Source organism: Bacillus sp. CGMCC 1.16607, from assembly GCF_042683745.1.
In the GTDB taxonomy this organism is placed as follows: Bacteria; Bacillota; Bacilli; order Bacillales; family Cytobacillaceae; genus Pseudoneobacillus.
The window spans coordinates 743590-768188 of the sequence record NZ_JBHUJX010000025.1; the positions used below are offsets into that span (position 1 = coordinate 743590).

The 24599-nt window shown below is 35.8% G+C and carries 23 protein-coding genes and 1 other annotated feature; all 23 genes read right to left on the bottom strand.

The features are described 5' to 3' along the window. Nucleotides 1-16: 16 nt before the first annotated feature. The 23 genes from ACFSO7_RS20220 to citZ all read right to left on the bottom strand — a co-directional run bounded on the left by ACFSO7_RS20220 (nucleotide 17) and on the right by citZ (nucleotide 24525). Entirely contained in the window at nucleotides 17-283 is a 267-nt protein-coding gene (locus ACFSO7_RS20220) for a DUF1294 domain-containing protein (RefSeq protein WP_377879188.1), read from the bottom strand. 66 nt (nucleotides 284-349) lie between these two features. Continuing rightward, the gene (rplT, locus tag ACFSO7_RS20225; RefSeq protein WP_377879189.1) at nucleotides 350-709 is read right to left on the bottom strand and encodes a 50S ribosomal protein L20; all 360 of its coding nucleotides are present in this window, start codon (nucleotides 707-709) and stop codon (nucleotides 350-352) included. A gap of 33 nt (nucleotides 710-742) precedes the next feature. Then, complete coding sequence (rpmI, locus tag ACFSO7_RS20230; RefSeq protein WP_377879190.1) at nucleotides 743-943, bottom strand: 50S ribosomal protein L35; 201 nt, start codon at nucleotides 941-943, stop codon at nucleotides 743-745. Nucleotides 944-955: 12 nt separating this feature from the next. Continuing rightward, nucleotides 956-1462, bottom strand: coding sequence for a translation initiation factor IF-3 (gene infC / locus ACFSO7_RS20235; RefSeq protein ID WP_377879191.1), 507 nt, complete (start codon nucleotides 1460-1462; stop codon nucleotides 956-958). A gap of 72 nt (nucleotides 1463-1534) precedes the next feature. Beyond that, nucleotides 1535-1669, bottom strand: a sequence feature (ribosomal protein L20 leader region). Nucleotides 1670-1820: 151 nt separating this feature from the next. Next, nucleotides 1821-3752 carry a threonine--tRNA ligase gene (thrS, locus tag ACFSO7_RS20240; RefSeq protein ID WP_377879193.1) on the bottom strand — a complete coding sequence of 644 codons (1932 nt, stop codon included), beginning with the start codon at nucleotides 3750-3752 and terminating at the stop codon, nucleotides 1821-1823. A gap of 472 nt (nucleotides 3753-4224) precedes the next feature. Beyond that, a complete protein-coding gene (gene ytxC / locus ACFSO7_RS20245) occupies nucleotides 4225-5079 on the bottom strand; it encodes a sporulation protein YtxC (protein ID WP_377879194.1) in 855 nt (284 codons plus the stop codon). 173 nt (nucleotides 5080-5252) lie between these two features. Next, complete coding sequence (gene dnaI / locus ACFSO7_RS20250) at nucleotides 5253-6179, bottom strand: primosomal protein DnaI (protein ID WP_377879196.1); 927 nt, start codon at nucleotides 6177-6179, stop codon at nucleotides 5253-5255. Between the two features lie 14 nt (nucleotides 6180-6193). Further along, nucleotides 6194-7579 (bottom strand): replication initiation and membrane attachment family protein, encoded by a 1386-nt coding sequence (locus tag ACFSO7_RS20255; RefSeq protein ID WP_377879197.1) that lies wholly within the window; start codon nucleotides 7577-7579, stop codon nucleotides 6194-6196. A 91-nt stretch (nucleotides 7580-7670) separates the two neighbouring features. Further along, on the bottom strand, nucleotides 7671-8132 hold the full coding sequence (gene nrdR / locus ACFSO7_RS20260) for a transcriptional regulator NrdR (RefSeq protein WP_377879199.1): 462 nt from the start codon (nucleotides 8130-8132) through the stop codon (nucleotides 7671-7673). 185 nt (nucleotides 8133-8317) lie between these two features. Beyond that, nucleotides 8318-8692 carry an adenosylmethionine decarboxylase gene (gene speD, locus ACFSO7_RS20265; RefSeq protein ID WP_377879200.1) on the bottom strand — a complete coding sequence of 125 codons (375 nt, stop codon included), beginning with the start codon at nucleotides 8690-8692 and terminating at the stop codon, nucleotides 8318-8320. A 322-nt stretch (nucleotides 8693-9014) separates the two neighbouring features. Further along, nucleotides 9015-10037 carry a glyceraldehyde-3-phosphate dehydrogenase gene (locus ACFSO7_RS20270; protein ID WP_377879201.1) on the bottom strand — a complete coding sequence of 341 codons (1023 nt, stop codon included), beginning with the start codon at nucleotides 10035-10037 and terminating at the stop codon, nucleotides 9015-9017. Nucleotides 10038-10409: 372 nt separating this feature from the next. Further along, a complete protein-coding gene (coaE, locus tag ACFSO7_RS20275) occupies nucleotides 10410-11012 on the bottom strand; it encodes a dephospho-CoA kinase (RefSeq protein WP_377879202.1) in 603 nt (200 codons plus the stop codon). Between the two features lie 32 nt (nucleotides 11013-11044). Then, nucleotides 11045-11680: a sporulation membrane protein YtaF gene (ytaF, locus tag ACFSO7_RS20280; RefSeq protein ID WP_377879203.1), complete on the bottom strand. Its 636-nt coding sequence runs from the start codon at nucleotides 11678-11680 to the stop codon at nucleotides 11045-11047. 58 nt (nucleotides 11681-11738) lie between these two features. Next, nucleotides 11739-12566, bottom strand: coding sequence for a DNA-formamidopyrimidine glycosylase (gene mutM / locus ACFSO7_RS20285; RefSeq protein ID WP_377879204.1), 828 nt, complete (start codon nucleotides 12564-12566; stop codon nucleotides 11739-11741). Between the two features lie 23 nt (nucleotides 12567-12589). Then, nucleotides 12590-15223: a DNA polymerase I gene (gene polA, locus ACFSO7_RS20290; RefSeq protein ID WP_377879206.1), complete on the bottom strand. Its 2634-nt coding sequence runs from the start codon at nucleotides 15221-15223 to the stop codon at nucleotides 12590-12592. Between the two features lie 94 nt (nucleotides 15224-15317). Further along, nucleotides 15318-16253, bottom strand: coding sequence for a protease modulator HflC (gene hflC / locus ACFSO7_RS20295; protein WP_377879208.1), 936 nt, complete (start codon nucleotides 16251-16253; stop codon nucleotides 15318-15320). Further along, a complete protein-coding gene (gene hflK / locus ACFSO7_RS20300; RefSeq protein ID WP_377879493.1) occupies nucleotides 16246-17211 on the bottom strand; it encodes an FtsH protease activity modulator HflK in 966 nt (321 codons plus the stop codon). Before hflK ends, hflC begins: the two co-directional genes overlap by 8 nt. 193 nt (nucleotides 17212-17404) lie before the next feature. After that, nucleotides 17405-19183, bottom strand: coding sequence for a two-component system histidine kinase PnpS (pnpS, locus tag ACFSO7_RS20305; protein ID WP_377879210.1), 1779 nt, complete (start codon nucleotides 19181-19183; stop codon nucleotides 17405-17407). Further along, the gene (locus ACFSO7_RS20310; RefSeq protein WP_377879211.1) at nucleotides 19180-19896 is read right to left on the bottom strand and encodes a response regulator transcription factor; all 717 of its coding nucleotides are present in this window, start codon (nucleotides 19894-19896) and stop codon (nucleotides 19180-19182) included. Before ACFSO7_RS20310 ends, pnpS begins: the two co-directional genes overlap by 4 nt. Before the next feature lie 142 nt (nucleotides 19897-20038). Then, nucleotides 20039-20515, bottom strand: a complete 477-nt coding sequence (locus tag ACFSO7_RS20315) for a MaoC/PaaZ C-terminal domain-containing protein (protein WP_377879212.1) — start codon at nucleotides 20513-20515, stop codon at nucleotides 20039-20041. A 274-nt stretch (nucleotides 20516-20789) separates the two neighbouring features. Next, nucleotides 20790-21728 carry a malate dehydrogenase gene (gene mdh / locus ACFSO7_RS20320; RefSeq protein WP_377879213.1) on the bottom strand — a complete coding sequence of 313 codons (939 nt, stop codon included), beginning with the start codon at nucleotides 21726-21728 and terminating at the stop codon, nucleotides 20790-20792. A 265-nt stretch (nucleotides 21729-21993) separates the two neighbouring features. Further along, nucleotides 21994-23262 carry an NADP-dependent isocitrate dehydrogenase gene (icd, locus tag ACFSO7_RS20325; protein ID WP_377879214.1) on the bottom strand — a complete coding sequence of 423 codons (1269 nt, stop codon included), beginning with the start codon at nucleotides 23260-23262 and terminating at the stop codon, nucleotides 21994-21996. A 144-nt stretch (nucleotides 23263-23406) separates the two neighbouring features. Continuing rightward, the gene (gene citZ, locus ACFSO7_RS20330; RefSeq protein WP_377879215.1) at nucleotides 23407-24525 is read right to left on the bottom strand and encodes a citrate synthase; all 1119 of its coding nucleotides are present in this window, start codon (nucleotides 24523-24525) and stop codon (nucleotides 23407-23409) included. Nucleotides 24526-24599: the final 74 nt, after the last annotated feature.

Below are 24599 nucleotides of genomic sequence, written 5' to 3' on the forward strand. Positions count from 1 at the left end.
CAAGAAGTTATGACAATTAATTTTTATATACATATAGAAAAGCTACGATTTGTACTACCACTAAAAGAGGAAATCCTACTCGGAACGCTGTATGCTTTGTCTTATGTCTAAAAAAATGCATTCCTAACGTCGTTCCTGCTGCTCCACCACAAATAGCGGCAATCCATAAGGATCTTTCACTAATTCGAAATTGCTTCTGTTTAGCCAGTTTTTTATCAAATCCCATTAGAAAAAAGCCATAAATATTAATAAATAATATAATGATTCCTGTCCACATTCCCATTAAATTATCCCCTTTTTTTAAAAAATGAAAAGCCACTCCCGGAACCCGAGAATGGCTATATTACTATTACTTATTGAATTGTGCTTTTGCAACGTTTGCTAATTCAGCAAATGCGTTTGCATCGCTAATAGCTAATTCAGAAAGCATTTTGCGGTTTACTTCGATACCAGCAAGCTTCAATCCGTGCATTAAACGGCTATAAGAAAGACCGTTCATACGCGCTGCTGCATTGATACGAGTAACCCAAAGTTTGCGGAAGTCGCGTTTTTTCTGGCGACGGTCGCGGAATGCATACATTAAAGATTTCATTACTTGTTGGTTAGCAACTTTATATAATGTATGTTTGGAACCGAAATAACCTTTTGCTAATTTAATTACTTTTTTACGACGTCTGCGAGTAACTGTACCGCCTTTTACACGTGGCATGTGTTTTCCCTCCTATATTTCAATGATCCGAGATTACTTAAGGTTTACTAATAAGAAACGAATGCGTTTGTAGTCACCACGAGAAACTAATGTAGCTTTACGTAAATGACGTTTTTGTTTTTGAGATTTGTTTGAGAACATATGGCTTCTATAAGCGTGGGAACGCTTTAATTTACCAGATCCTGTTCTTTTGAAACGCTTTGCAGCGCCACGGTGAGTTTTCATTTTAGGCATTATCGTATCCTCCTATTGCTTATCAATTTTCGGTGCTAACATTAAGAACATACTGCGTCCGTCCATTTTTGGTGGAGACTCAACAGTTGCTACTTCAGCACATGATGCTGAGAAACGGTCCAATACTTTTTGACCGATCTCTTTATGAGTAATGGCACGTCCTTTAAAACGAATCGATGCTTTTACTTTATCGCCTTTTTCTAAAAATTTAATGGCGTTGCGAAGCTTTGTATTAAAGTCATGCTCATCAATCGTTGGGCTAAGACGAACTTCTTTAATATTGATGATTTTTTGATTTTTACGTGCTTCTTTTTCTTTCTTTTGTTGCTCAAATTTAAACTTTCCATAGTCCATAATACGAGCTACAGGTGGTTTTGCATTTGGAGCGACTAAAACTACATCAAGATTCACTCGAGCAGCAATTTCTAATGCTTCGACTTTAGTCTTGATTCCCAATTGATCTCCATTTTGGTCAATAAGACGAACTTCGCGTGCGCGAATTCCCTCGTTTAACAACATGTCTTTACTAATAGTTAGACACCTCCAAGGTTTTTTAAGCGAATACAGTAACCTGAATAAAGATCCCGCAAAAGCACTAAAAAAGTGTGGGTGCCTTAAACACCCACACTTTACGAAACAAATTAAAAGAAAAAGTTGTTTTCGTAGAACCTGCTAACTACTTATTAGCGTCATACAGGTGAGAAGCGGGTGCTTCTTCTTAATTCCAGCTTGTATTCTAATTTACCTTAGTTACTATATCATAGAAAATAATGTTATGTCAAACGAATCAATGAACAACAACGAAATAAATATTATCAAACTATACATCGTTTGGCAATAGAATTTTTAAAAAATCCCAAATAACAATATTTTCTTCTTAACGTTGTACCTCAGATTGTAGCTTTTGAACAAAATCAGAAAGTAAAACTGTTTCTGATTCTTGCTCTCCGTATTTACGGACATTGACCGCTCTACCTTCCATCTCTTTATCCCCTACAACAAGCATGTATGGAATCTTTTGCATCTGTGCTTCACGAATTTTATAGCCAATTTTCTCATCACGAATATCCAATTCTACACGCAATCCTTTAGAAAGTAGCTCTTCTTTTACTTGTTGAGCATAATCTCCATGAACATTTGGTGAAACCGGAATGACTTGAACTTGAACAGGTGCTAACCAAGCTGGGAAAGCTCCCTTATATTCTTCGATTAAATAAGCAACAAAGCGTTCCATTGTGGAAACAACACCACGATGAATTACAACTGGTCGATGGTGTTTTCCATCTTCCCCAATATAGCTTAATTCAAATCTTTCTGGTAACAAGAAGTCTAATTGGACAGTTGATAAAGTTTCTTCTTTTCCTAAAGCCGTTTTTACTTGAACATCAAGCTTAGGACCGTAGAATGCTGCTTCACCTTCTGCTTCAAAGTATTCAACACCAATTTCATCCATAGCTTCTTTCAACATGGCTTGTGCTTTATTCCACATTTCATCATCATCGAAATATTTCTCTTTATCTAAAGGATCTCTGTATGATAAACGGAAGGAATAATCCTTGATATTAAAGTCTTTATACACTTCTAAAACTAAGTGGACAACACGCTTAAACTCTTCTTTGATTTGATCTGGACGAACAAAGATATGAGCATCATTTAAAGTCATTCCTCGAACACGCTGTAACCCTGAAAGTGCTCCAGACATTTCATATCGATGCATTGTTCCTAGTTCTGCAATCCGAATAGGTAGCTCACGATAGCTGTGCGGAGAGTTTTTATATACCATCATATGGTGTGGACAATTCATCGGACGAAGAACAAGCTGTTCATTATCCATGTCCATTACAGGGAACATATCTTCCTGATAATGAGCCCAGTGTCCAGATGTTTTATATAATTCCACACTTCCCATGATTGGAGTGTAAACATGATCGTAACCTAATCGTACCTCTTTATCAACAATATAACGCTCAATTGTCCGTCTAATTGTCGCACCTTTTGGAAGCCATACTGGTAATCCTTGACCAACTAATAAATTATTTGTGAATAAATTTAGTTCTTTACCGATTTTACGATGATCTCGTTCTTTTGCTTCTTCAAGTAAACGAAGATGCTCTGCTAAATCTTCTTTCTTGAAAAATGCAGTTCCATAAATACGTTGAAGCATTTTATTGTCACTATTGCCTCGCCAGTAAGCACCAGCAATACTCAAAAGCTTAAACTCCTTTAATTTACCAGTTGAAGGAACATGAACACCACGGCAAAGGTCAATAAACTCCCCTTGTTGATAAATAGTAACCGTTTGATCATCAGGAATGGCTTCAATAAGTTCTAATTTATACTCGTCATCCATTTCTTTAAAAAGCTGAACAGCCTCTTCTCTAGAAACTTCTTTTCGAATGATATCAATATTCTCGTTTATAATTTTAGACATTTCTTTTTCAATTTTCGGCAAATCTTCAGGCGTAATATGTTCCTCAACGTCTACGTCGTAATAAAATCCACCTTCAATAACAGGACCTACACCTAGCTTTACTTTTGGAAATAGTCTTTTTAGTGCTTGCGCCATTAAATGAGCGCTACTGTGGCGTAATACCTCTAACGCTTCTGGCTGATCTGAAGTAATAATTTCAATAGCCCCATCATTTAAAATCGGACGGCGAAGATCATACATTTCCCCGTTTAGTTTTGCAGCGATGGCTTTTTTCTTTAAACCTGAACTAATCGATCCAGCTATATCTTCAGTTGTCGTTCCCATTGGAAACTCCTTTACAGCACCATCTGGAAACGAAACTTTTACAAGCTCACTCATTGTTACTTCCTCCTTAAATTATAAAAAAATAAAAAAACCCATCCCTAGGAAAAGGGACGAGTTTTATAAACACGTGGTTCCACCCAAATTTTCACATTCATAAAAACAAATGCGACTTTGTATCAATAACGGTGTTTAGCCGTCAACCACTAGCGAAAAGCAAAAGGCGCTTGCTTATCGGCGACAAGCAAAAGACTAGCCTGCGGGAAGGTTGTTCTTTAACCTTCTTGACGGATTGACTTTTGACATAGAGCTGATAGCACCTGGAGCTACACAATTGTTCATGGTTGAAGTTTAAAGGTGGTAAGTATTCTGATCAAGTTAAGAAGATTTCAGCCAATGTCTTCCCTCTCTTATAAACCGACTCAAGAACACCCATGTCCTTATCATTACTTTTTACTATTTAGATAATATGTACTGTATTATAGTGTGTAATGATTAGAAAATCAAGTAGGCAGTTCTCCATTTTTTACTACCCCTTTTGCACCTTCAATATCTTGGAATGATGAAATAGCTCTATCGGTTTGATCTGGACGCGTTCTTCAAATATATTTTTTATTGTTCGCACTAATGGATCTTCGGAATCGTTTGTATAAAGATATATTTTTCCTGGTGCAATTGATAATAAAGGGGCAATCGTCACAGAATCGATGTAGATCGGATGATTCGAAATTAACTTCCGATCAATCATTTTTGTTAATTCCGCCCGTTTGATTTCTTCAAACTCATCATTAAAAAAGGTTGTCTCCTCGTCATACACTAGGTGCAAATGCGGGATTTTCTCATGTCGACTATATAAAAATTCCCTTAACGTATGAACAAACATTTGATATTCTTGCTCCATTTTATATTCATCAATGGAAACCTCTACATATGTTAACAGAATATCAAGAAAACGCTTAAGGCGAAATTTAACAAACGCTTCAAATGAAAAGGCAATATTTGTATCTTGAAGAAGGTCCTTTACTGCCTCTCTAACAATCCGTTCTTCCGTTTTCTTAGCGAATTTCTCCGTCAATTCTTTGTTTTCACCATCAATAATCGAATAAATAATATCCAAAATATGCTGCTGCTCATCCAAATCCTCATAGTAAAATTGTTCAGTTAACATTTTTCGAAACCAATCATCTCGCTTTGTCGTCAGAATAAATTTATAAAAAACATCCATAACTTGGTCCTTTAATTCCCCATCAAGTAATCCAACATTTATTTTGATTGTGTGCTTTTCCTCTATTAATTGAATGTTGTCACACAACAGAATTTGTTTTTTAAGTTTAGAAAATAATTTGTTTGCATCCTCTTTGTTTTGGAAGATGATTTCTACCAACCAAATCCCCCCTTACACCAGACTAGAGCTTATTTATCTAAAGAAATAATTCTTATTTTTTCGGAAATGATAAATTGTTTCTTTTAATGTATATGGGGGGCTTGTATAGTTTAGAAGTAATCAAATGATTCAGCAGAAAAATAAAAAAACAGCTAGCGAGAACGCTAACTGCCCTAATTTCTTCGATTTCTACCAATGACCTCTACCGCTTCCGTTAAATAACGGATTCGTTCCATTAGTCTTCTTGCTTTTATTTTTTCCTCTTCACCACGTTGACTATAGGTTAAGTGATGCTCTAAACCCTCGTATTCAAAATTAGAAGTGAAAAAGGTCGGTAACTCTTCAAGCATACGGAATTGTAAAATAGGTCCTAACACTTCGTCTCTTAACCAACTAGACATCGTTTCCGCACCGATATCATCTAACATCAAGATAGGTGCTTTTTTAATCATTTCTATTTTCTGATTTAATGTTTGGTCTCCAATTGAAGCCTTTAGTTCTCTAACTAGTTCAGGAAAATACACGATCATTGATGATATTCCTTTTTCTGCCAATTCATTAGCCATGGCACCAAGAAGATACGATTTACCAACACCAAATTTCCCATAAAAGTACAGACCTTTACTCCGGACACCAGTTTGATAATTTTCCACAAAAAGCTCGGCTCTGTCGATTGCATCCATTCGATCATCTATTTGAATATCTGCGAAAGAAGCTTTTAAAATATCCTTAGGCACATAAAGACTTTGGATGAGTTTTTCACTCTTCCTACGATCATCAGATAAAATTTTCCGTGGACAGCGATGATACTCTAAATCAATACTTTGCCTATTTAGTACAAGTTCGGGCTGATAGCCTTTCAACATATTCACACAGTTAGCAAGGTCCGAGCACTTCTCACATTCCTTACTTTGTGAGGAATACTCGTACAATTTCATTATATTTTTATCAATAATTTCATTTGTAATTGTTTCGCGATTCTGATTGATAAACGTAATGACATGTGGATCTTTAAGAACTTCTTGCTTTTGTTGATCATATAGCTTTTGAAAATTTTCATTTAAAGATAGACGTTTTAAAGTTTGGTTTATTTTTTCCATACCTTTTACACCTCCTATTTTTTATATTTTTTTAATCTTTCTTCTAAAGCACGTTTTTTTGCTTCGGAATCTAATTTAATTTCTTTTTTAGTTAGAGGAGCCTTTTCTTCCTCATTAAACCAATCTGGAATAAGTTCCGTTCGAATTGGCTTTTTATCATTACTTTTCTTCGTCTTCTTCCCACTTGCCCATTCTAAATATTGGCGATTCTCCTTAATGGCTAGTTCCATCGCATCATTTACTGTCGCTATCCCCTTACGCGCCCAGTGACTTGCAATTTTCTCCACATAGCTTTTCGTTAATTTCATATCTGTTTTGATCAAAACATAATGGATTAATACATTTACAACTGCTGGGGATAGCTGCTGTTGAAACATAATGTCCTCAACAATTTGCAAATCTGATTTTCCTGGTTCTCCACCACCAGAAATATCCATCAAGAATTGTCTAGGAGAAACGGTTTCAAAGTAATGCTTTAATTCCTCTTCCTTTGAGTTTGGTTCGGACCGTTGAACTTTTAATAATTCAGGCTGCACCCTGTCCACTAAAGCAGGAAGCTGATCCTGATTCTGAAATTGAAACCAGTCTCTAGCCGATTTTCTTAATTCCTCAATATTTATTACATCATCTTCTACTGCATTCAAAACAATTTTTTGCATTTGTAATGCATTGATATTATATAGGAATGCTAGATTGGCAATCGCCTCTTTTACTCTTTGTGTAAATACTTTTCGTGGGACAAGTGATTCTTGTAATCCAGCAATTAATAAATCAAAATTAAAGTTTTCCACATGAATTTGAATGGCTTTTGATTCATTTCTTCCAATAAACGTTTTTCCGACTTCTAATTTCAAATCAGGTGTTTCTTGATATAGCTGCAGTGATTCCGGAGATGCAGTGGAATACACATCATGAAAAGCTTTAGAAATATCCTTATACTCGTCCGTTTGTGGGGACTGCTGGTCGCTGAAAAATCGTTTTAATCGTGCATAATGATTTTTACCGATTTTTTGATATAGATAAATATTAAGCATCCCATCTAAGAAAAAACGCTCAGGATTTAATGGAGGTTGAAGTTCATAAATAAACGAACGTTCATCTGCATCAACCTTTACAAATGTCTTTAATAATCCGATTCCCTCTAGCTTTTGACGAGATTGATAGATGTCCTTTAAATTTACATCTAAAAAATTCATTAAGCTGTGATGGGTAGTAGGTTCTGACCATAAACGGTTTTCCTCCAACTCACCCCATAACGTCATATAAAGACTAAAGGCAGTTGAACCAATTAATGGTTGGTATAAGAAAGTTAGGATTTTTTGATCATAGTAATGGAGTAATCCGTCCGAAGATACTATATACCTATCAATAGGGAGAAGCTCCTGCCAATGCTGAGCCATATATATTCAATCCCCTCATGCTTTTTACTTGAAGTTAAAATATTTTTTAATAAATATTAAAAAAGAGCTAAAGAACAATTCTTCAGCTCTATTAGGATTGCTCTTTTTTAATTAATTCTTTCAATTCTTCTATAAATACATTTATATCTTTAAATTGGCGGTAGACAGATGCAAACCGGACATAGGCTACTTCATCAATTTTAGCTAAACGATCCATGACCATTTCTCCAATGGATTCACTTTTCATCTCAGAAATTCCTGAGCTTCGAAGTTCCTTCTCAACCTCATAAACAATTTCCTCTAATTCCTTTAAAGCAACAGGCCTCTTTTCACATGCTTTTATAAGCCCTCTTAACACTTTGTCACGATTAAATTCTTCACGAGTACCTTCTTTTTTTACGACAATTAATGGAATTTCCTCTACTTTTTCAAAAGTGGTAAACCGAAAATTGCAAAGTTCACATTCTCGACGTCGGCGTATTGCTCTACTCTCATCGACAGGGCGAGAATCCAGGACGCGTGTTCCATTATGTTGACAAGAAGGACATTTCATATAATCAACTCCAAAAAGAAAAGTTCAGAACACTTTTCTTATATTCATCACTAGTTTGAATTCTCTCTATTTCTATCTTATTAAAAACCTTTAATGAAAACAAGCACCTTCCACTCTTACCATTGAAAATCAAATAGATACAACAAAAAAGAGGTGTATACGTATACACCTCTCGGTTATTTTCATTATAGGACTTGCGCTTGCTTAACTTGTACCGGACCCATACCACGAGGAATTTCAATATTTTCGCGAGTTTGAGCATTTAACGCTTCAGCAATATAATCTGCAGCAATGTTTGGATCTAAATCCCCACATGTGTAAACATCAATGCTAGCATATCCGTGTTCTGGAAAGCTGTGAATTGTTAAATGGGATTCAGAAATAATAACTACTCCACTAACACCTTGAGGAGCGAACTTGTGAAAAGCAACCTCACGAATTTCTGCACCAGATTTTAATGCAGCATCAACAAAGATTTGCTCAATTTGTGACATATCATTTAATTTTTCAAAATCGCATCCCCATAATTCGGAGATAACATGACGACCCATAGTTTCCATTTTTTACTTCCCCCTTAACCTGGTTATCATGAATTCTTTTACCACCGGTATTATTTAACTACCACGGGGGAAAGTTAGTCCAAAGAGGTCCTAACCCTTTAAGTAGTTCCTTATTACCTAACAAAGAAGTTCACGATGACTAGTATACTTTGTTTATATTGTTTTTGCAACACATGAAATTAAAATTTTTAAATAACTATGACAAAAAGGGCTGGAGTCTATTATTATGCGGATTTATTAAATATTTACAGTTATAGCTTAGGTCAAACAGAACAAAAAAAAGCCTGCTAGACAACTAGCAAGCTCAATAAATTATTCATTTTTATTGGTGTTGTGGAACAACCATTGCTTCCGCAACATATTTGACTAAATCTACTACTCGTGAAGAGTAACCCCACTCATTATCATACCAAGCAAGAACTTTAACTTTATTTGATCCAATCATCATAGTTGATAGACCATCAATAATTGCTGAATGTTCATTCGTATTAAAATCTACTGATACTAATGGTTCTGTCGTAAATCCTAAAATTCCTTTTAATTCACCGAAAGAAGCTTCGATAAATGCATCGTTTACATCATCAATCGTTACATCTTTTTGTAAATCTACAACTAAATCAACTAAAGAAACATTTGGTGTTGGAACACGTAATGCCATCCCATGCAATTTACCTTTTAGTTCAGGCAGAACTAGTGAAAGTGCTTTAGCGGCACCTGTAGTTGTTGGAATAATAGATTGTGCACAACCTCTTGCACGTCTTAAATCTTTATGTGGATTATCAATATTATTTTGATCATTTGTATAAGCATGAACCGTTGTCATTAAGCCATTTACAATACCAAATTTATTGTTTAACACTTTTACAACTGGTGCTAAACAATTTGTTGTACAAGATGCATTTGAAATGACATGATGTTCATTTACATCAAAGACATTTTCATTCACACCCATTACAATCGTAACATCTTCATTTTTCCCAGGAGCAGTTAATATTACCTTTTTTGCTCCTGCTTCAATATGTCCAATTGCTTTGTCTTTTGAGTTAAATTTACCAGTTGCCTCAATGACAATATCAATATTTAGATCTTTCCATGGCAATAATTTTGGATCACGATTACTTAAAAGTTGAACTCGTTTTCCGTTTACCAAAAGGGCATCATCTAATGGAATAACTTCCCCTTCAAATTGTCCATGATTTGTGTCATACTTTATTAAATGTGCAAGCGTTTCTGATGGATAGCTCGCATTAACAGCAACGATTTCAAGGTTATCCTCTAAAATTGCTTTTCTAAATACCATTCTGCCGATTCTTCCAAAACCATTTATTGCAATTCTTGGTTTCATTTTGTGGCTCCTCTCACAAAAATGTTATACTTTATATCGTATTGTTGTAATTAGTATAACATATTTAAAAAGGATTGTGACTATAAAAATACACAATTATTAAAGTTGTACTTTTCAGAATAATAAGTAAAGGCGAAAAGCGCCTTGATCAGGCCCGACAAGCAAATGCTTCGCCACCCAGAAAGTCGTTCTTTGAATTTTTGGGTGGCGAACATTTGACCTCGAGGTCGGCAAGAACGCGACGTCCTGTCGCATTGCCGACACTCGTACATCCTGTACGTCGGGGCTAGGACGCTTGCGCTGGATAATTTTCAAAGTCCAAAGAGATTATAAAATTTATCTAATAAAAAATGACTTAGGTTGATTCCTAAGTCATTTTTTTACATTCCATTTAGTTAGAATTTCCACCAATTGTTCGTGTGTGTTTTCAATAGAGCCATTATTATTAATTACTTCATCGGCCAGTTCTATTTTATTCTTTAACGGAATTTGAGAATGGATCCGTGCCAGTGCCTCTTGCTCTGTAAGTTGGTTACGTGACATTAATCTCTGTAATTGAACTTCTTCATCCACATAAACAAGTATTGTCTTTTCGACCAAATGAGTAAGCTTGCTCTCAAATAATAGTGGAATATCTAGAACAACTACTTGATTACCATCATTTATTGCTTTTTCCTTCTCTATATTCATTCTCTCTCTAACTGCGGGATGTACAATGGAATTTAATTGCATTCTTTTAGGTTTATCGGAAAACACGATGGAGCCAAGTTTTGCGCGGTCAATATCACCACTTTCAGTGAGAACCTCACGGCCAAAGACATTTACTATTTGATCGTAAGCTTTTTGACCTTTTTCCACTACATTCCGTGCTTCAATATCTGCATCGATGACGGGAATTTGCATTTCTTTTAACATTTGTGAGACCGTGCTTTTTCCACTAGCGATCCCACCCGTTAGGCCTATGATTAATGACATTTTTTATTCCTTTCCACTTGAAACAAATTTAATTAAATTTTCCATACACCTATAATGATTAGTAAAATTCCGGGTATAAAAGTAAATTTCTGAACCCAATCACTTTTTGAGAAGAAAGTTCCACTTTTGATCCCCATCCAAACGAAAAGTGAGCTCATTACCGCTACTGCAATGGCTAAATAAATAGGTGAAAAACCAAGCATGGCAGCTCCAACCCCTGCGCCAAATGCATCTAAAGACAGCGCTAGCCCAAGCATAAAGGCTTCAATTCCAGTAATAGTTCCTGATAAATCAAAATCTGCAGACATCGGTTTTCTTAAAATATTAATGACAATTCCAAGCGATTTAATTTCAAAATGTACAATCGTTTTTTCAATCGAAATGAGTTCTTTATTTTTTTCTGGTCGAAAAAATTGAAAAAGTACCCATGCTCCGAGAACAATCAAGATTAGCCCACCAAATTGGTCTGTTACATTGGGGGATAATACGTCAGCAAGGACCTGACCAATACCGGAGGCAATAAGTAAGGAAAACGCTGAGCAAGTCGCAATGATGATGATGGATTTGATTGGTATCTTCATTTTTCGTAATCCATAAGTAAACCCAACGCTAAAACTGTCAAGACTAACTGCGAAAGCTAGAACTAGTAAAGAAATCAGCTGTGCCATTCGAAAGGCTCCTTCCTGTCAAACGCTACGATAGTATATGGAAGAAACCTTCAAAATGTTATTTTCTTTGGCAATTAGGGCAGAAATGCGTCCCTCTTCCACCAACAACTGTTTTCTCTAAATCTTGTCCACAATTTTTACATTCTTCACCTTTTCGACCATATACGAAAAGTTCAAGCTGAAACATGCCGATTTCACCTTGAGAATTGACGTAGGAACGAATCGTACTCCCCCCTTTTTGAACGGCTTCTCGGAGGGTATTAATAATTTCTTGATGCAGCACCTTAACCTGCTTTAAATTTACTTGATTAGCGATCATCTCGGGATGAATTTTCGATCGAAATAATGCCTCATCCACATAGATATTTCCTAATCCAACAACAATTTTTTGATCAAGTAAAGCTGGTTTAATTTTTCGATTCGTTTTTTGAAGCTTTCGGTATAAGTATTCAACAGTAAATTCCTTAGAAAACGGCTCAGGTCCTAAATCATCTAGAGGTGGGATTTCGAACTCTGTACCTTTTTTATACAAATGCATCGTTCCAAATTTCCGTACATCTTTATATCTAAGTTCGGTACCATCAGTAAAATAAAAAATGACATGTGTATGTTTATCTACAGGTTCGCTGTTCGGATACACTGCATATTTCCCTTCCATTCTTAGATGGGAAACTAAAGCAAAATCATCTGTGTAAAAAATCAAAAATTTACCGCGACGTGATATTTCATTAATCGTTTGTCCTTTTAATGCATCTGTGAACTGCACAACTTCTGTCGGACTTTTAACCATCTTCGCCCAGGTTACAGTTACTCGTTCAATCGTTTTATTTAATACAAGCTTTTCTAATGTTTTCCTCACAGTTTCAACTTCGGGAAGCTCTGGCATATTGATTCACCTCCTACTTTAAATTATTTTGCATCAAACCAAGTAGGACCGTAACAATAGTCTACTTTTAATGGAACAGTTAACTTTACGGCATTTTCCATTACCTCAGGTACAATTAGTTTTAATTTTTCAATTTCATCTTTTGGTGCTTCAAAAATTAATTCATCATGCACTTGTAATAGTAATCTTGTTTGCAATTTTTCAGACTTTAATCTTTCAGCCATATCAATCATAGCTTTTTTAATAATATCTGCTGCACTCCCTTGAATAGGTGTATTCATGGCTGTCCGTTCAGCAAAGCTTCTAATATTAAAATTGCGACTCGTTATTTCAGGTAGATACCTTCTTCTTTGAAGGATTGTTGAAACAAATCCATTCTGTTTTGCAAGTTTTACAATATCCTCCATATAATCTTTCACACCTGGATAACTTTCCAAATATCGTTCGATAAATTGTCCCGCTTCTTTCCGGCTAATCGCTAGACTCTGTGACAACCCGTAATCACTAATGCCATAGACGATTCCAAAATTCACTGCCTTCGCATGTCGACGCATATTGGAGGTCACTTGGTCCTCATTCACATGGAACACTTCCATGGCCGTTTTTGTATGGATATCTAAATCGTCTTTAAAAGCTTGTATCAGCTTTTCATCATTAGCAATATGAGCGAGCACTCTTAACTCAATTTGCGAATAATCGGCGGCAAAAATGACCCAATCTTTCTCAGAAGGTATAAAGGCTTGACGAATTTTTCGACCTTCTTCCAAACGAATAGGTATATTTTGTAAATTCGGATCGATCGAACTTAATCTTCCAGTTTGAGCTAATACTTGATTAAATCGAGTATGAATTTTATCGTTAATCGGATGGACTACTTTTAATAGTCCTTCGAGATAGGTCGATTGAAGCTTACCTAATTGTCGGTAACCTAATATTTCACTAATAATCTCATGATCTTCAGCTAGCTTTTCAAGTACATCCGCTGAGGTAGAATACCCTGTTTTCGTTTTTTTACCAGCATATAATCCTAATTTTTCAAAAAGTATAACCCCAAGCTGTTTAGGTGAATTTATATTAAAACTTTCTCCTGCCAACTCATGAATCTTATTCTCAAGCTTTATTAATTTCCCTGCAATTTCTTCATTCATTTTTTTTAGTCGATCAACATCTACTTTAATACCCGCTGATTCCATATCCGCTAAAATACGAGATAAAGGCATTTCTAAATCATAAAATAATTCAGATTGGTGGTTTTGTTCTAACTCTTTTTCAATTTTCCCACGTAAGTCATCCAAAATGATTGCTTTACGGACGATATGCTCTGAAAGTAAGTCTAAATTAGGAACTTTTCTTTTTGCCCCTTTTCCGTAAAATTCTTCATCAGATTGGATGGCGCCATCTTTATATCTTTTTGCGACAGAGGAGATGTCATCCAGCGATTCAGATGGATTTAAAATATATGATGCCACAAGTAAATCGAACTGTACCCCCTGTAGATGGATTCCCCTTCTATTTAAGGAAACTTCAGTTCGTTTTGCATCATAAACGGTTTTCAATTTTGTTTCATCTTCAGCCCATTCTTTAAAAATAGAAGATTGAACTGCTAATTCTGTTTCGATAAAATATTTGCCATTTTGATTTACGATAGCTAGTCCAAGTATGGGAGCAGTATGATAATTGTCCTCTAAAATTTCAACATATAAGGAAGCATCATCTAGTAGCATTTCCTTGGTAATTTCTGTTGCGATTGTATATTCAATATTTTCTAACTCTACATTTGTTTCTGCAGGCTCACCTGACTGAATTTTATCCATTAATGAATTAAATCCGAACTCTTTAAAAATGGTTTTAACCTTGTCATTACTGTATCCACTGTATTCAATCTCTGGTAAAGTTACTTCTACTGGCGCTTCTCTCGTAATGGTCGCTAATTCCTTACTCATGATTGCTTGTTCTTTAAATTCCTCAAGCTTCTCTTTTAATTTTGCCCCACTCACCTGATCAAGAGAGGATAGTAATGTCTCTAAAGTTTCAAATTCCTTCAGCAGTTTGATAGCCGTTTTTTCACCTACTCCTGGGACTCCAGGAATATTATCAGAAGCATCACCCATTAATCCTTTCATATCAATAATTTGACTTGGGTGTAGACCATATTTCTCTTGAATATGTATTGGAGTATAGGCTTCGATGTCCGTAATCCCTTTACGAGTAATACAAACTGTTGTATGAGGTGATGCCAACTGAGTTAAATCCTTATCACCTGAAATGACCTTTACTTGAAATCCATCTTCTTCAGCTACTTTTGAAAGTGTCCCGATAATATCGTCTGCTTCGAAATTTTCCAACTCATATCGGGAAATTCCAAATGCATCTAGTAAATCACGAATAAACGGAAACTGTTCTGAAAGCTCTGGTGGAGTCTTCTGTCTGCCACCCTTATATTCACTAAAGGTTTTATGACGAAATGTTGTTTTTCCTGCATCAAAAGCAACTAATAAATGCGTTGGCTTTTCATCCTCTAATATTTTCATAAGCATGGTAGTAAATCCATAAATGGCATTTGTGTGTATTCCTTTGTCATTATTTAATAGTGGCAATGCAAAAAAAGCACGGTAAGCGATACTATTTCCATCAATTAATATCAGTTTTTTATCCATAACTAAACCCCTTCTTTAAAAACTAAAAAAACCGTCATTTATTCTTCCATTCTATCATGGATAGATTAGGAAAGAAAAATAACGGAATTTGTAATTATTTCGTGTAACCCATTAACAGTCTTGCATATGGTGAATCAGATGGTAGAACAATGACTGACTTGTCATTGATCGTCTTTTTATAGGATTCCAATGTGCGATACAATTCGTAGAAGCTTGGATCCTTTGAGAAGGATTGGTTATATATTTTTGCCGCTTCTCCTTCTCCTTCAGCGCGAATGACCTCAGCATCTGCTTTTGCTTTTGCTAGCATTTCCTTCACTTCACGATCCGTATCAGCGATGATTCGATTTTTATCTGCATCACCCTTAGACAAATATTCCTGAGCTTTCGATTCACGTTCAGATATCATCCGAGTGTAAACCGATTGTTCATTTTCTGCTGGCAAATCAGTCCGTTTCATTCGAACATCCACTAAAACAATTCCATAGTTATCTTGAGTCAAAAGTTCATTGACTTTTTCTGTTACCCTATCATTTAATGAACCGCGAGATGATTTCTCATCATTAATGATCTCATCATAATTTAATTGACCAAGCTCTGCACGCACAACAGAATAAATGAATTCTTCCATTCTTGACTCTGCTTTTTCAACAGTTCTGGCGTTAGAAATCATCTTCTTTGGATCTTCGATTCTCCAAATAGCATAATTATCGATGATCATTCTTTTCTTATCTTTTGTGTTTATTTCTGCCTCGGAAACATCATAAGTCATTTGAAATTTAGGTAATGTAGTCACACTTTGAATAAACGGTATTTTAAAACTTAATCCCGGTGATTTTTCAATCCGCACGACTTCTCCAAACTGACGAATGACACGATACTCCCCTTCTTTAACAATAAAAATATTCGAAACAACAAAAATAAGAATAGCAAGAGTAATAATAAGCAATAACCCAATTTTCGTATAGTTTCGCCAATTCGTTCCATTTCCACCTCGGTCTTTCATATCGACTACCTTTTCATTAACCATTGCTTTCACTTCCTTCTTCTTTCACTTTCGGTTGTTCTTTTTCTAGTGGTCGAATCGGAAAATATTTCAATGTATTACCATCGTCATTCATAATATAAATTTCCGTATTAGGAAGTACTTGTTCAATGGTTTCTAGAACAAGACGCTGTCTCGTAATTTCAGGGTTTTTACTATATTCAGTGTAAAGTTTATTAAAGACTGAAACATCACCTCTTGCTGCTTGAATACGAGCCGCTTTATCACCTTGTGCAGCTGAAATTAAGGCATCTTTTTCCCCTTGCGCTTCATTCGTGCGCTTATTTCGATACTTTCCAGCTTCATTTATCTTCGTATTCATTGTCTCCCTAGCATCTGTAACATTCGTAAAGGCCTTACGTACCTCATCGTTAGGTAATTCAACATCTTGAAGCTTTACTGCTAAAATAGAAATCCCAATATCATATTTATCGATTAATTCCGAAAGCAATTTCCGGACATCTGCTTCAATCTCCGCTTTACCTGATGTTAAAGCAGCATCAATTTGAGAGCTTCCAATAATACTTCTTAATGAAGCTGAAGTGGCATCATAAAGAATTTCTTCTGGTTTATCGGCATTAAATAAATATTGTGCTGGATTCGTAATTTTCCATTGAACGACTAAATCAGCTAATACAATATTCTCATCACCGGTAATCATCTTCGTTTCATTTGGAAACTCTTCAATATTCCCGTCTTTTTCCTGATAACCAAATTGTAAACTAAATGTTTCTTTCGAAAGTTTTTCAACACTTTGAATTGGCCAAGGTAGTTTAAAATGTAAACCTGGCTCATTCAATCCTTCCTCCACTTTTCCAAAGGTTAATATGACCGCCTGTTCTGATTCATCTACCGTATACCAAGTGGTAAATGCTAAAACACTTAATATCAAAATTAAAAATACTAGCCCAACTATGGTATACACTCTTTTTATACTCAGCATCATAAATCACATCCTTCTAAAATATCGACAATCATCTATACGGATAAAGGTTGAAAAAGTTACAAAAAAAAAGAGAAAAGCGGGGTTAGCTTTTCTCTTTCTCATTTTCCCAGGGTTATGGGGTTTTCATAATGATCATACTAGCCAAATATTAAAGTAGTATTAATAGTAAGTAAAGTCCATGTAAATTCGTTTATTTCTTATGAAGAGGACGTGAAAATTTTTCTAAACAAATCGTAAATGTGCTTCCCTTATCGATTTCACTTTCTACAAATATTTGTCCTTTATGTGCTTCGATGATATGCTTGACGATGGCAAGCCCCAAACCCGTCCCCCCAGAATTTCTACCTCTTGCTTTATCGATACGATAAAAACGCTCAAAAATCCTAGGAATCTCCTCTTTCTCAATTCCAATTCCCGTATCCTTAATTTGGACACAAACCTTTGTTTCTTCGTCTTTAACTTCAATTTCTACCTTACCACCAGGCGAAGTGTAATTGATGGCATTATTGAATAGATTGATAAAAACTTGCTTAAGACGGTAATAATCACCATTAATGAAAACGCGCGAATCTTTTTCTATTACCTGCAGGGAAATTTCCTTATGATCAGCCTTGTTATGGAGCATGGTCTTTACCTCTTTAAGAAGCTGCATGATATCAATTTCTTCAATATTTAAGCGAAAACCTTGTTGCTCTATTTTCGACAAATCTAGTAAATCTTGAATTAATGCTTGTAGACGGTCACTTTCTTTTAAAATGATTGACAGGAATTGCTCTAAAGTCGCTTGATCTTTCATTGCCCCATCTAATAAGGTTTCTGAAAAGCCTTTAATCGAAGTGATTGGAGTATTTAATTCATGTGATACATTTGCCACAAAGTCTTTTCTCATTTGCTCGAGTTTTTTGATTTCTGTAATATCATGAAAAACAAGTAAGACTCCCTTCCATTCATTGTATGTCCCAATAATAGGGGATCCAAATACTTGAAAGTATCGTCTTTCTATGGAAAGTGGCAGAAGTAATTGCTTTACTATTTTTTGCTCTGTCATAAAGATTTCTTCAATTAATTCGGTTATTTCCTTATGTTTTAGCACATCGTAATAAAGTTTAAATAAGAATTGATTTGTATCAACCGTAAATAACTCTTTATATGCTTTATTGATTAAACTAATATAGCCGCGATTATCGATGAGTATAAGCCCACTACCCATATTTTCGATTAATGTACTTAAGCGATCTTGTTGCATTTCTTGCTTTTTAACCACTTCTTGAAAATTTCTGGCCAAAATATTTATAGCTGAGCTTAACATATTAGCTTCATTATTAGGATCCTCGTATGTTCTTGCACGGTAGTTACCTTTTGACAATTCAATCGCTACATTCGTTGCCGCTTCGATTGGTTTTGTATATCGATTTGTAATTTTAACTCCTAAAAATATAATAATAATCAAAGTGATTCCAGTACTTATACTTAATAACCACCATATTTCATGATTCGCTTTATCAATTTCTCCTACTTTAGAGCTTAGAAAAACATATCCTTCAACTACTTTATTTTTTAAAATAGGTGTCCCATAGTAATGTAAATTCAATCCTTTACCAATTTCCATCCTACTACTTTCATTGGGATATTTCTCGATTGCTTCTTTTATTATTTTGGAATGACCGCTATTAACTGAATCTGCGTGGTTTTCTGAATCGAGAAGAATCCTTCCGTGTAAGTCCACAATAGAAACTCGAAAATCTAGCTTATTACTTATAACCCTAATATTTTCCTTTGGGAATGAATAGATTCCACCTTTTTCTTCTATGATGACGGCTATTAAATTTCCTTCATTTTCTAACCCCTTATCAAATGACTTTAAATAATAGCTTTTAAATAACTCTCCCAAAAGAATAGCAGAACAGATTAATACTGCAGCAATCAAGCTGATCAGCGCAAAAAGTAACCTTGACCGAAATTTAATCATTCCGATTTTGGCTCCTCTAGTTTATAACCTAATCCTCTAATGGTTTTAATATAATTTGGTTTCTTTGAATTTTTTTCAATTTTATCGCGTAAATGGCTGATATGAACATCAACAATTCTTGTATCTCCCGCGAAGTCATAATTCCAAACGGCACTTAGTAATTGATCTCGTGTTAGTACGCGACCTTTATTTGTCACAAGGTATTGTAATAACTCAAATTCCTTTGGTGTGAGTTCAATCAATTCTCCCGCATAATATGCTTCATACTTTTCAGGGAATATTTGAATATCTGCAATTTGTATGTAGTCTTGTGTATCTATTTCATGTTCTTGTTTTACTGTATTGATTTGAGTTCTACGCAATATCGCTTTAACTCGAGCAATGACTTCTCTAGGACTAAATGGTTTGGTCATATAATCATCCGCACCTAGTTCCAATCCAAGAACTTTATCAAACTCATCATCCTTGGCTGTCAGCATTAAAATCGGAGTTAAAATCTTTTGTTGTCTAAGTTGTTTACAAACTTCAATTCCATCTAATTTAGGAAGCATTAAATCCAACACGATCATGTCTGGATTTTCAGATATAGCTAAATCCCTTCCCTTTTCCCCATCCATTGCCGTAATGACCTCATAGCCGTTTTGCTCTAAATTGTATTGCATAAGAGTGATAATGGATTGTTCATCGTCAACGACCAGAACCTTTTTTTTCATATTTGCCTCCGACATTATTTATTACCCCGAGTGAAAACCCCTTGTTACAAATCCATTATAATTAAAAAAACGAAAAAACCACAGTAATATATTTACTATGGTCAAATTTTAATAAAAATATGGGAATTGGTATCTTTGTATTTTAAAAATTATCCAATGCTTTGCCTTCCATTTTTTCCAGTTGATGCGGAGGGCAAACTACGATGTCTCCTATCACAACCGTCTCATCCGACTCATTCGTACCTTGAACATGAATGACAACCGTGTGGGTTTTCTTGCTTACTTCAGTTACTTCAAACAAAAACTGAACGGTTCCATAATGATAGACTTGTTTTGGGAATTCTAATACTTGCTTTAGTACATGGCTACCTGGACCAGGTAAGTATTTTGAAACGGCTGATGTAATAATTCCCGTTAACATAATGCTAGGTACAATGGGTTTCTGATAAGGAGTTTGTGATGCATAGTCATGTTGTATATAAAGAGGATTAGCATCATTTGTTAAGCCTAAGTATAATAAAAGATCTTTATCTTCGATTTTTTCAGTTAAAGATAACTTTTCTCCAACCGTAATCTCTTCAATTTTCCTACCTAACTTTCTTTTCTTGCCTAGTAACATCGTAATAGACACCTCCGAGATATGTAAGCGATTACAGTAACGAAAAGCGGAAGCGCCTTGTTCAGGCCCAACAAGCAAATGCTTCGCATCCCGGAAAGTCGTTCTTTGACTTTTTGGGATGCGAACATTTGACCTCGAGGGGCTAGGCGCTGTAGCTGGACAAATTTCTAAGTCCAAATAGGTTTTGCTTCCTTAGCTTTTATAAAAAAAGGATCGACCAATAATCGTTCTATCGATCAGACCCTTTTATTTTTCACATGTAATCGATGAAAGATTATACTAATGCAGCCATTACGTTGCGGACAGCATCTGCTGATTTATCAAGTGCTTTCTTTTCATCTTCAGTTAATTCAAGCTCGATGATTTTCTCGATTCCGTTCGCACCTAAAATAGTCGGTACGCCTAAATAAATTCCATCGTAACCATATTCTCCTTCTAAATAGGCAATAGAAGGAATCACACGACGCTGATCTTTTAGAATGGCTTCACACATTTGAACTAAAGATGCAGCTGGTGCATAGTACGCACTACCATTACCAAGAAGGCTTACAATTTCACCGCCACCTTTACGTGTGCGTTCTACAATTGCATCTAAACGATCTTTAGGCATTAAAGTTTCTAATGGGATACCGCCTGCATAAGAATAACGTACAAGAGGAACCATTTCATCTCCATGTCCACCAAGAACAAATCCAGTGATATCTTTAACTGATAAATTTAATTCTTGAGCGATAAATGTACAGAAACGTGCTGTATCTAAAACCCCAGATTGTCCGATGACACGATTTTTAGGGAAACCCGTTTCTTTAAAAATCGTGTAGGTCATTGCATCTACTGGATTTGTTAATACAACGATATAGGCATTTGGAGAATACTTGACGATTTCCCCGGCAACACTTTTCATAATTTTTTGGTTTGTTTGAACTAAATCATCACGGCTCATACCCGGTTTACGAGCAATACCAGCCGTAATTACAACGATATCAGAGTCCTTAGTGTCTTCGTAATTAGAGGTTCCAGTAATATTTGCATCAAATCCTTGAACAGGACCTGCTTCTAACATATCTAATGCTTTACCTTTTGTCGGGTTTTCCATTTGAGGAATATCAACTAAAACTACATCTGCAAGTTCTTTTTGTGCAAGCATGAACGCAGTAGTTGCTCCAGTGAAGCCCCCACCAATAACCGATACTTTTTTACGATTGAATGACATAATAAGTCCCCCTTATGCATCGTTTATTTTAAACTAAGGGCCGTTCATAGAACGACCCTAGAAAAAGCAAAATGCGTAAGCGCTCTTGTAAGCCCCGACAAGCAAATGCTTCTCCACCCGGAAAGTCGTTCTTTGACTTTTTGGGTGGAGAACATTTGACCTCGAGGTCGACAAAAGCGCGACGTCCTGTCGCATTGTCGACACTCGTACATCCTGTACGTCGGGGCTAGGCGCTGCAGCTGGATTATGAAAAATTCATAATTGATTAGCCCATGTTTTTAATTAACGTGTCACCGAACTCAGAACATTTCACTTCAGTTGCGCCATCCATTAGACGAGCAAAGTCATATGTTACAACTTTAGAAGCAATTGATTTTTCCATTGATTGGATAATTAATTTAGCTGCTTCATTCCATCCAAGGTGCTCAAGCATAAGTACTCCAGATAAAATAACAGAAGATGGGTTTACTTTATCTAAGCCAGCATATTTAGGTGCTGTTCCATGTGTAGCTTCAAAAATCGCATGGCCAGTCTCATAGTTGATATTAGCACCTGGTGCGATACCAATACCACCAACTTGAGCAGCTAATGCATCAGAAATATAGTCTCCATTTAAGTTCATTGTTGCAACAACATCGAACTCACTTGGTCTAGTTAAAATTTGTTGTAAGAAGATGTCAGCAATGGCATCTTTAACGATGATTTTGCCTGCAGCTTCTGCGTCAGCTTGTGCTTTGTTAGCAGCTTCAGTACCTTGCTCTTCTTTAATACGGTCATATTGAGCCCAAGTGAATACTTTATCACCAAATTCCTTTTCAGCAAGCTCATAAGCCCAGTTTTTGAAGGCACCTTCTGTAAATTTCATAATATTACCTTTATGTACGATTGTTAAAGATTTGCGTCCTTCATTAATCGTATAGTTAAGAGCTGCACGTATTAAACGAGAAGTTCCTTCTTCAGAAATTGGTTTAATACCAATACCAGAAGTTTCAGGGAAACGAATTTTATTAACTCCTAATTCAGTTTGAAGGAAGTTAATTAATTTTTTTACACCCTCTGAACCTTTCGCATACTCAATACCAGCATAAATATCTTCAGTGTTTTCACGGAAAATAACCATATCTGTATCTTGAGGACGCTTCACTGGTGAAGGTACTCCCTCAAACCAACGTACAGGTCGTAAGCAAACAAATAAATCTAATTCTTGGCGAAGTGCCACGTTCAATGAACGAATTCCACCACCAACAGGAGTTGTTAAAGGACCTTTAATCGCGATGAAATATTCATTAATCACATCTAAAGTTTCAGAAGGTAGCCATTCGCCTGTTTGGTTGAAAGCTTTTTCTCCTGCTAAAACTTCCTTCCATACGATTTTGCGCTCACCTTTATAAGCCTTTTCAACCGCAGCATCTAATACACGAACAGATGCAGCCCAAATATCAGGACCTGTTCCATCCCCTTCAATAAAAGGAATAATTGGTTGATTTGGTACGTTTAATACTCCATTATTAACTGTAATTTTTTCTCCAGCCATGTTTGTAACCTCCGTATTCATTCTGTAAGAATTTAATAAATTGATTAGATTATACACACTCGAAAGGCTAGAAGAAAATCTTCTAACCTTATCTATATTACAACAATTTTCTTTTTACAACAATTTTCTTTTGAAACTATAAGATTAGCCTCGTTGTTCAATCGGAATATACGATTGCATACCAGGGCCTGTGTATTCAGCACGTGGACGAATAAGTCGATTGTTATCATATTGCTCTAAGATGTGAGCTAACCAGCCAGACACACGGCTAACTGCAAAAATTGGTGTAAATAGATCATGGTCGATTCCTAGACTATGGTACATAGATGCTGAGTAGAAATCTACGTTTGGTGGTAGATTTTTCTCACCTGTTACGATTTTTTCAATTTCAACAGACATTTGATACCAGTGAGGCTCACCAGTTAATGCTGTTAGCTTTTCAGACATTTTTCTTAAATGCTTCGCACGAGGATCTCCTTGACGATACACACGATGACCGAAGCCCATAATTTTTTCTTTATTTTCTAATTTACCACGTACATATGAATCCACATTTTCAATTGTGCCAATTTCTTTAAGCATTTTCATAACTGCTTCATTTGCTCCGCCATGTAGAGGACCTTTTAAAGCACCGATTGCTGCGGTTACTCCTGAATAAACATCAGACAGAGTTGCTACACAAACACGAGCGGTAAATGTCGATGCATTAAGTTCATGATCAGCATGTAGAACTAGTGCTTTATCTAATGCTTCAACTGCAATCGTATCAGGTTCATTTCCTGTCAACATGTATAAGAAGTTAGCTGCAAAGCTTAAATCAGTGCGTGGAGAAACCGGATCTAATCCTTTTCTTACACGAGCAAAAGCAGCTACTATTGCAGGCATTTTTGCCTGTAAACGAATTGCCTTGCGGTAATTAGATTCTACTTCCATCACGTCTGCTTCACTATCATATAAACCAAGTAATGAAACAACTGTACGTAATGCAGCCATTGGATGTACTTCACCAATTGGGTACATTTTGAAGTGTTCAATTACTTCCTTTGGAAGTTCCATATTTTCTGCTAATTGCTTCTTTAATTCCTCTAACTCTGGCTTAGTTGGAAGCTTTCTATGCCAAAGTAAATAAATTACCTCTTCAAAACTAGCATTGTCAGCTAGATCATCAATGTTATAACCTACATATGTAAGTGTATCATCTATAATAGAGCTTATAGATGACGATGTAGCTACTACCCCTTCAAGACCACGTGTTGTTGTCACTACGAATCTCTCCTTTACTTAGAAAATTTCCCCATCCCACATTTATCCATTAGCTTACTCAACTAATGGGACCT

What these genes read in the sequence shown, in the direction of transcription:
- dnaI (WP_377879196.1), bottom strand. Translation starts at nt 6,179, where the DNA reads ATGGAAAAAATAAACCAAACTTTAAAACGTCTATCTTTAAATGAAAAT.
- ytaF (WP_377879203.1), bottom strand. Translation starts at nt 11,680, where the DNA reads ATGGCACAGCTGATTTCTTTACTAGTTCTAGCTTTCGCAGTTAGTCTT.
- coaE (WP_377879202.1), bottom strand. Translation starts at nt 11,012, where the DNA reads ATGTCATTAATCATAGGCCTAACGGGTGGGATCGCTAGTGGAAAAAGC.
- icd (WP_377879214.1), bottom strand. Translation starts at nt 23,262, where the DNA reads ATGGCTGGAGAAAAAATTACAGTTAATAATGGAGTATTAAACGTACCA.
- ACFSO7_RS20315 (WP_377879212.1), bottom strand. Translation starts at nt 20,515, where the DNA reads ATGTTACTAGGCAAGAAAAGAAAGTTAGGTAGGAAAATTGAAGAGATT.
- ACFSO7_RS20255 (WP_377879197.1), bottom strand. Translation starts at nt 7,579, where the DNA reads ATGGCTCAGCATTGGCAGGAGCTTCTCCCTATTGATAGGTATATAGTA.
- rplT (WP_377879189.1), bottom strand. Translation starts at nt 709, where the DNA reads ATGCCACGTGTAAAAGGCGGTACAGTTACTCGCAGACGTCGTAAAAAA.
- polA (WP_377879206.1), bottom strand. Translation starts at nt 15,223, where the DNA reads ATGGATAAAAAACTGATATTAATTGATGGAAATAGTATCGCTTACCGT.
- thrS (WP_377879193.1), bottom strand. Translation starts at nt 3,752, where the DNA reads ATGAGTGAGCTTGTAAAAGTTTCGTTTCCAGATGGTGCTGTAAAGGAG.
- mdh (WP_377879213.1), bottom strand. Translation starts at nt 21,728, where the DNA reads ATGTCATTCAATCGTAAAAAAGTATCGGTTATTGGTGGGGGCTTCACT.
- infC (WP_377879191.1), bottom strand. Translation starts at nt 1,462, where the DNA reads ATGTTGTTAAACGAGGGAATTCGCGCACGCGAAGTTCGTCTTATTGAC.
- ACFSO7_RS20270 (WP_377879201.1), bottom strand. Translation starts at nt 10,037, where the DNA reads ATGAAACCAAGAATTGCAATAAATGGTTTTGGAAGAATCGGCAGAATG.
- ACFSO7_RS20220 (WP_377879188.1), bottom strand. Translation starts at nt 283, where the DNA reads ATGGGAATGTGGACAGGAATCATTATATTATTTATTAATATTTATGGC.
- pnpS (WP_377879210.1), bottom strand. Translation starts at nt 19,183, where the DNA reads ATGATTAAATTTCGGTCAAGGTTACTTTTTGCGCTGATCAGCTTGATT.
- hflK (WP_377879493.1), bottom strand. Translation starts at nt 17,211, where the DNA reads ATGCTGAGTATAAAAAGAGTGTATACCATAGTTGGGCTAGTATTTTTA.
- rpmI (WP_377879190.1), bottom strand. Translation starts at nt 943, where the DNA reads ATGCCTAAAATGAAAACTCACCGTGGCGCTGCAAAGCGTTTCAAAAGA.
- hflC (WP_377879208.1), bottom strand. Translation starts at nt 16,253, where the DNA reads ATGGTTAATGAAAAGGTAGTCGATATGAAAGACCGAGGTGGAAATGGA.
- nrdR (WP_377879199.1), bottom strand. Translation starts at nt 8,132, where the DNA reads ATGAAATGTCCTTCTTGTCAACATAATGGAACACGCGTCCTGGATTCT.
- speD (WP_377879200.1), bottom strand. Translation starts at nt 8,692, where the DNA reads ATGGAAACTATGGGTCGTCATGTTATCTCCGAATTATGGGGATGCGAT.
- ACFSO7_RS20310 (WP_377879211.1), bottom strand. Translation starts at nt 19,896, where the DNA reads ATGAAAAAAAAGGTTCTGGTCGTTGACGATGAACAATCCATTATCACT.
- mutM (WP_377879204.1), bottom strand. Translation starts at nt 12,566, where the DNA reads ATGCCAGAGCTTCCCGAAGTTGAAACTGTGAGGAAAACATTAGAAAAG.